At 55.8% G+C, this 7,875-nt stretch carries 3 protein-coding genes and 2 pseudogenes; 2 read left to right on the top strand and 3 right to left on the bottom strand.

Annotated features, from left to right (window positions below):
* Nucleotides 1-382 precede the first annotated feature (382 nt).
* The 3 genes from ACP7AP_RS23540 to ACP7AP_RS23530 form a co-directional block, all read right to left on the bottom strand.
* Nucleotides 383-2,188 carry an ABC transporter ATP-binding protein gene (locus ACP7AP_RS23540; RefSeq protein ID WP_426038273.1) on the bottom strand — a complete coding sequence of 602 codons (1,806 nt, stop codon included), beginning with the start codon at nt 2,186-2,188 and terminating at the stop codon, nt 383-385.
* Nucleotides 2,189-2,271: 83 nt separating this feature from the next.
* Entirely contained in the window at nt 2,272-3,192 is a 921-nt protein-coding gene (locus tag ACP7AP_RS23535; RefSeq protein ID WP_426038271.1) for an NAD-dependent epimerase/dehydratase family protein, read from the bottom strand.
* Nucleotides 3,189-6,356 (bottom strand): methyltransferase domain-containing protein, encoded by a 3,168-nt coding sequence (locus ACP7AP_RS23530; protein ID WP_426038269.1) that lies wholly within the window; start codon nt 6,354-6,356, stop codon nt 3,189-3,191. Before ACP7AP_RS23530 ends, ACP7AP_RS23535 begins: the two co-directional genes overlap by 4 nt.
* Nucleotides 6,357-6,609: 253 nt before the next feature.
* On the opposite strand from ACP7AP_RS23530, the pseudogene ACP7AP_RS23525 reads away from it, so the two are divergent.
* Both ACP7AP_RS23525 and ACP7AP_RS23520 read left to right on the top strand, forming a co-directional pair.
* A pseudogene (locus ACP7AP_RS23525) lies at nt 6,610-6,789 on the top strand (transposase); the annotation flags it as partial.
* A 99-nt stretch (nt 6,790-6,888) separates the two neighbouring features.
* Nucleotides 6,889-7,536, top strand: a pseudogene (locus tag ACP7AP_RS23520) (recombinase family protein).
* The last annotated feature ends 339 nt before the right edge of the window (nt 7,537-7,875 follow it).

Genomic DNA, 7,875 nt, shown 5'->3' with positions numbered 1-7,875 from the left:
CATGTGGATCACTCCGTTGCCCCCACTGCTCTCCGCTTTGGGGGTAGGTTCACATGGCTCAGTTCTCAGTGAAAATTATGCGCCTAACCGGCTCAGTTCTGGGTGAAAATCAACAGGCACCCCCTTGGATACCAAAAGTGAATCAAACCAAAACCGCAAAAGCAAGCTGGTTAGCAGGTCCTGACCCTAGGGCACAAGTTCATATCCGGATAAGAAGATGTCTGCCCGCCTGCAAATAGTTGGCACAGACCAATCGGAAATACTTGTTGCTGCGAGTTTACGAGGTGCTTGAATTTGCATCTTAACACATAGCAGAGTGCGGACCTGCATTCTTCCCTGGCTCGGCTTGAGGTGATAATTATCATCCTAGCCGTGCAGCAACTCAATGGCCTGCAAACTGCTGATCATACAATGCCCGAAACTTGCCATTGGCCGCTAGCAACTCCTTCAGGGAGCCCACTTCAATCACTTTCCCATCGTCGACATAACAAATCCGGTCAGCGCGCATCACCGTTGACAAACGATGCGCCACGATGACGGTGGTGATCCCCTTGGTGATCCGCTCCAACGCGTCGCGGACTAGTGCCTCCGAATGACTGTCCAACGCACTGGTGGCTTCGTCCAAAAGCAAAATTGGCGCGCGACGCAGCACAGCGCGCGCAATGGCCAGCCGCTGGCGCTGTCCGCCTGAAAGAAAAGTGCCATTCTCGCCGATCTGGGTGTGGTAACCTTGCGAGAGGCTCGAAATAAACTCATCCGCATGTGCAACACGAGCAGCCTCAATTACCTCATCATCAGTGGCAGAGGGCCGCACCATGCGCAAGTTCTCCATGACACTGGTTGAGAACAGAAACGTATCCTGTCCAACATAAGCGATCTTACGACGCAGTGAGGCCAGTGTCGCCTGCCGCAAATTAATACCATCAATCTGCACATTTCCACTGTTTGGATCATACATCCGCAGCATCAAGTTCAGCAATGTTGATTTGCCGCCCCCTGAGGGCCCTACAAGCGCCGTTGTGGTGCCTGCGGCAAAATCCAGCGTGATACCATTGATCACCGGACGATCGGGTGTAAAGTAAAACCGCAAATTTTCCAATCTCAAGTGCCCTGGGCCATCGGGCAAATCTACAGCATCCACAGCCTGAACCAAGACGTTGGGCTGATCCATTAGATCATACATCATCGTGACGCCGACCATGCCGCTTTCAATGCTCACGCGCATCTTTGACAGGCGTTTGGCAGGTTCATAGGCCATCAAGAACGCCGTCACAAACGACATCAGTTGACCGGGCGTGCCCACCGATTGACCGAACAGAGTAGTCGCACTTAACACAACGATCCCCGCCACCGCCAACCCGGTGATTGTGTCCATCAGGGGCGAGGTTGCAGCCTCCAGTCGGACGATCTTATTAGCCCGCTTTTCAACCTGACGAATGGCGGCCTCCATGCGCTGGGCCATCTGCTCCTCAAGCGCAAAGGCCTTTACCACGCGAGCACCTGTTGATGTTTCTTGCACAACCTTAATGATTTCAGTGATTCCGACCATCTCCTGTGCCATCACAAGCCGAACACTGCGCAGAATACGCTGTACTCCAAACAGCGAAGCCGGGCCAACTAACAGGCACACTGCAGAAAGCAGGGGCTGTTGGTAGACCATAACTCCAACCAGCCCTAGCAGGGTTAGCATATCGCGGACATAACTCGTGACGATAATATCAATCACTGAGCGGGCCATCTGCGCACTTTGCGTCACGCGGACAATCACATCGGAAGACTCTGTGCTGCTGAAAAAGCCCATGCCCTGACTCAGCAGCTTCCGATATAGCTGCGCCTGCTTGCGTGCCACAATCCGGTTTCCCGCCCGCGCCATCAGCACTGCTTGGGCGAATGAGGCAATGCCCTTTAGGAAAAAAATCAAAGCAACTCCGGAGGCCACCATATAAAGGTGCATTCTACCTGTCGGATTGTTCATTGCATCGATGATCGCGCCCATTATCCAAGCTGTCGCCGCTGTGGTACCTGCGACAAAAACCATAGCCACGACCGCAGCAAAGTAATGGGCTTTGTGCTGCGGGACGGATTCCAGCAGAAGACGCAAGAGAAGGCTGTCGCCAGATTTCTTGTCAAACCAGCGTGATAGGGCGGATTTAGCCTCGGACATGAGGAACAGGTCTTTCTTGAACATGATTTGCCTGAAGCGGACAACAGGGCGGATGTGGGCAAAGCTTACTCGCGTGCCCCGCCCAACCCAAAGACAGCTCCTCTCTGTCAGGCACGGGAGGTTTCCTCAAGCCAGCGCCAAGTCTTGCTGATCCCTTCTTCCAGACCAATCCTCGGCTGCCAGTTGAACGTCGTTTTGGCCTTGCTGATATCAAGCACAGAAATTGGCACGTCAAACGTTCGTCTAGGTCGGTTCAGCACCGGAACCTCGCGCCCGGTAACCCTGCGAACACATTCGGCCACCTCTGCAACAGAGCTTCCCATCCCGCTGACAGCATTGAAAACCCCAGACGCTTCTCCTTCGATCGCCAAACGTCCAAGCCGCGCAAGATCACCAACATAGATGTAATCTCGTATCGCAGAGCCATCGCCCCATATCTCGATCGGCTGACCTTCTCTGGCGCGACCCAGATAGGTGCCAATGATCCCCTGCACCCCGAGGTTGCCCTGACAAGGGCCGTAGGGATTAGAGGCGCGCAGGATCAGGCATTTCATAGCATGGGTGCGCGCGAAAAGCGCCAAGTAGGACTCGATCGCAACCTTGACGATGCCATAAGAGCAAATCGGCGCGAGCGTATGGTGTTCGTGGATTGGAATGTGCTGCGGGATTCCATACACGGTACCGCCGGACGATACGAAAAGCAGGCGCCTGCAGCCACTTTGTATCATCGCCTCAAGCAGATTCAGGGTGCCCACCAGATTGATCTGCACGTCGGCAACCTTGTCCTTGTCGCCGGTCGAGGGCACCGTAGCACTGGCGAGATGCGCAACCGCGTCTATCCCCGTCAGAAGCTGTACCAGTGCCGGGCGATCTGAAAGATTGACCGACACATATTCGGCATTGTTTGGCAACGGACGCTGCGGTTCTGCCCGCCGCCCAAGCACGGTGACGCGATGACCCGCCGCGGCCAGTTCATTGACCAGATGCCAGCCCAGAAAACCATTTCCACCAAGCGCGAGAATATTCATGATGCGGTTTTCCTCAGCGCCCCCGCCCTCGGCGACGCAGTTTGTCCAGCATGGCGGGTGATAACCTGCTGGTAAAGCTCCAGATACCGATGCGCCAGCGCGTCAATCCCGAAATCTTCGCCCAACCGACGCGCATTTTCCGACAGTTTGGCGCGCCGTGACGGGTCAAGTATCGCCTCCATCTGGGCGCTCACGGCCGCAACAAAGGCATCGTCATCCTCCAGATTGGGGATGATCAGCCCCCCGCTCAGGCCCTCGGGCTGGATCATCGCCTTGATCTCGCCAACATCGGTGGCGATGCTTGGAATACCAGCCTGCATCGCCTGAATAAGGCACAGCGGAAACGATTCCCCCGAAAAACGTGTCGGCACCAAGGCCACATCGCTGATCCGGTAGACGCCGTGGATTTCCTTGATATAGCCGAGGAAATGGATCGTCGGATCATCTTTGGCGAGAAGATGCGCGGCATCCGTTTTCTCGCCCTCGCCGACGGCCACCAGCGCCATCACCGCGTCGGGACGACGCGCGCGCAACGCCTGATACGCGCGAACCGCTTCTTCCCAGCCTTTGCCTTCGATGCCCCGCGCCACCAGTGTGAAGACGACCGCATCCGCAGGTATTCCCAGATCTGCGCGGGTCTGCGGCAGGTCGCGGGGGTCAATCGGCATGGCATTGCGAAACTTCACAAATTTGTCAGAGCCGAGCGCCGCAAGGTCGAAGGGAGACAGGTTACGCTCTGCGGTATAGGCATACTGGTCGACACGTTCTGCCCATTTCGTCGCCCGGCTTCGGGGAAGCTCCATCGCTTCATACGACCCATGTAGGGTCGCCATATAGGGTCCATCGACCGATTCTTGATCAAGCATCAGCATCTCAACACTCGCCAAATGTGAATGAATGATGGAAATACCCGCATCGCGTAGAAAGCGGTTACCACCCATATCGCGCACGATAATGGCGTCATAGACCGGGATCGCAGGATCCAGAAGCGCGCGGACATCGGCGTGATCTGAAACATCAGACATTCGCAGGATCGACACTGTGGTCCCAATCGCGCGCAGCGCATTGGCCAAGTGAATGGGAAAAATCTCGCCGCCACCATAGCTGAACCCCAGAATGCCGATCAACACATGCGGCACCTCTCGTCTGAGAGCCTTAAGCGCCGCCGCATTCACCAGCGTATCAAACTCTACCCCTTGGACTTTGGCGTTGCGGAAAATCTCAGCCGCCTGAGCGACGAAGCGATCGACAGTAACGTCGGGAATCGCCCAGCGCCGCTTGAGAGCGGTCATCAGGCGGGCATATTCGCGATAATATTCCGGTTTGGATTGCGCGCTCTGACCAGAGGTATTCGCACCATGCGACCGGAAATATGCGACGGCTGATGGTTCGAATGCGATCTGACCACCTTGGGCCATCTCGGAATACAAAAACCAGTCACCCATGATCCGATAGCTGCGCGCCGTCTCCCAGACAGCCTGTGAGATCGGGACGCGGCGCCACAGGCTGCCGCCCACATTGGCTATCACGTTCTTGACACCGAAGCCGCCTGAAAACCAGCTTGCCGCCGGGCGAATGCAGCCCTTGGACCAGATCCCCGCCTCAGCCGACTCGCGGTAGTGATCAAGCCCCGGCACATGTTGGCCCTGCGCATCGGCGAATTCGATCCTGCCGAAGGCGAGCATCACACTGGGGTCGCGGAAACTTCCGATCAGGCGTTCGACGAAATCTAGTTCTGCGAAATCGTCGCTTTCGCAGAACCAGACAAGATCGCCAGTTGCAAGGTCGTGCCCCTTTTGCCATTGCGCAAAAACGCTACCAGAATTGGTCTCGTTCAGGACAGCGCGAATACGATAAGGGAAGCGGGCAACATACTCAGCGATGATCGCGCGGCTGTCGTCGGTCGAGGCATCATCAAGGATAACAATGTCGATCAATGGATAGCTCTGGCACAATATGCTATCAAGCCGTTGGCGCAGGAATGGAGCGTGATTGTAACTCGGGACGATGGCGGTCACGGTCAGCCCGATTGCGTGCAGCAGTGCCTTGCGCGCCTCGCCAAGTTTGACATTGCTGTTCACCCGGTGCAGAAACTCATGACAGAAACTGTCAACACGGCGCGCAAGCAACATCGGGTCGCGCTTTTCGGCTGAGTGTCGAAACTTCCCGCGGCGCTTTTTGCTGAACATCTCGCGGACCGACAACCAATAAAGCAGGCGCGTGACGACAAGTCGTTTGATCAGCTTCAGCAGGTTCGCGCGGCTCATAGAGTTGGTGCGTTGCAAGGCGCCGATCTGGTTTGAAATCCAAGCCAACTCTTCCATTGCAGGTTCCAACTGCGCCTCAGTCTCCTTACGCCAAAGCCCACGCTCGAACGCGACACGCACAGCTACGGGTTCTGACGCCTGTATGTCCTGGCTGTAAATACCGCCTAAGGCTTGCATCTTCCCCGGATCGTCAGAGGCCAGCGCTATCATATAGGTCGCCTGCAACTGCCCCGGCGCAGTCTCACCCGTCTCAGAACGGATCTCTGAAAACGGGGCGGAGCCATCGTCGGGCACGATTACTGAGCCAAAGTTGATCTTTTGGCCATGCATGCGGAGATGGCCAAAATGCGCGCCCAGCAGGGCCACAAACTCGTCCCGATAAAGCTCTTTCGCGTGAAACGGGTTCACATGGCCAGAGGCATCGGTATAGACCGACTTTTCGGGTGTCGAGACCACAAACACCCCACCGGGCCGCAAGACACGCCGAACTTCAGCCAACATTTCCTGATGCGCTTTGATATGCTCGATCGTCTCAAAGGAGATGACGAAATCGACAGAATGATCGGGCAGCGGGATTTCCGTGACAGAGCCCACCTCGAAGCGCAGACCGTTTCGCGCATATTTTGCCCGTGCATTCAGTATGGCCGCCTCGGATATATCGACACCAATCACCTCGGCGGCACTTTGCGCCAGGATGTTCGATCCAAAGCCCTCGCCACTGGCTATATCCAGCACGCGCGCGCCCTTTACTAGAGGGACCGTCAGCAAATAGCGATGCATATGCTCAAGGTAGATATTACCCGGGATTTCTGGCATAAAACGCTCGCCGGTAGGCTCAAGCTTTGGCAGGTGCGAAGGTTCTGACACCTTGTCGCGCTCGGGCTCATTGTGGTTCATCTGATTTCCTAAATTTGTCCCCGCTATTTACCCGGACTTGTGAGCGCAAGGAGGACCTGAATCGGGACTGTTACTGTCAGAAAGCCTTACTAGGCGGCCTTTCATGCGAACGCCACCGAGATTTTCAGCCCTGATGGCATGACGGAAATCTGGTGTGTTAAAGCCGTTGATATCATCGCACAGGGCGGCTTTGAGTCGGGTACGTAAAGATTAGAAAGGACTTTTTATCGCCAAATGGCCGTTCGATACCCAGCGCCGCGCCCAGATCAGCCGCCGTAAGCGCAAAAAGGTCGAGATACTGTTCGCTCATTTGAAGCGCAATCTTGGATTCATCCGCCTTCGGCTCAGAAGGTTGCGTGGTGCCAGCGGCGAATTTGTCCTGACAGCCACCGCACAGAATCTAAAACGTCTGGTGAAAATGATCCCCGTGTGAGGCCAACGGACCCACTCTTGAACCGTGGCGCGAAGCCGCCGAAAAGATATTCAGATTCAGATAGTTAAAACGGTGTGAAAGTGCTGGTCACAAGCTGTGATGGGTCGAGTTTTTCACATATACTGGTCGTTTCTGTACTCGCATCCTGCCCTGCGCCGTATAGTGGCCTTAGACTGGACAAAAACCCATGACAAAACCTTTGCGGCTTTTGGGAGGTTTTTGGCACAGTACTTCAAGATCATCGGATACGCCCGGGTCAGCACAGAACACCAGAGCCTGGACGGCCAGTTCGATGCCTTGAAGGCGGCGGGTGCCGAGAGGATCTTCGCTGACAAGATCACCGGCACGGCACGCAGCAGGCCGGAGCTGGACCGCTTGCTCGATCAGCTTCGCCGGGGCGACGTGATCACCGTCACCAAATACGACCGCCTCGCCCGTTCCTCGCGCGATCTGCTCGATATCGTGGACACCATCTAAGGGCACGGCGCGGGGTTCCGGTCGCTGGCCGAGGACATCGACACCACAACGCCCGCCGGGCGTCTGGTGTTCCATGTCTTCGCCTCCATTGCCCAGTTCGAGCGTGAGCGGATTTCTGAGAGGACAAGGGAAGGGCTGGAGGCCGCCCGCAAGCGTGGCGCGTCGGGGGAAGGCCCCCTGCCCTATTACCATCACAGAAAATCGAGGTGCGCTGGATGCGTGACGAGGATCAGTGGCCAATGCCCGAGATCGCACAGCTGTTCCGCGTAAGCGTGAAAACAATCCGCCGCGCTTAAAGATGCCTGCCTATGCCAACCTGCTGACGGTTGGCCCATCTGATATGATTTCAGTAGCCAGTTTTCTGTGATGATTAAGCCATACAGGCGTCACTTGTATTGAGAACATATAAAGAACACTCTCGTAATTTGTGACGCTACGCGAGACGATTCAAAGAAGGGTCACTTAAGGGATGGGCGATTGAAATGTCGGGGTGTTGATTTTCATCCAGAAGTGAGCCGGGTTTTTCACCGAGAAGTGAGCCACCTCTGATTATGGATTTCGGTTCATGCCGGGGTCAAGCTGTGTGTTGTCTCCTTCTTTTTCTTTGCA

The organism is Cypionkella sp. TWP1-2-1b2, assembly GCF_049896245.1.
Lineage (GTDB): Bacteria > Pseudomonadota > Alphaproteobacteria > Rhodobacterales > Rhodobacteraceae > Cypionkella.
This window is presented reverse-complemented; position numbering and strand designations above follow the sequence as displayed.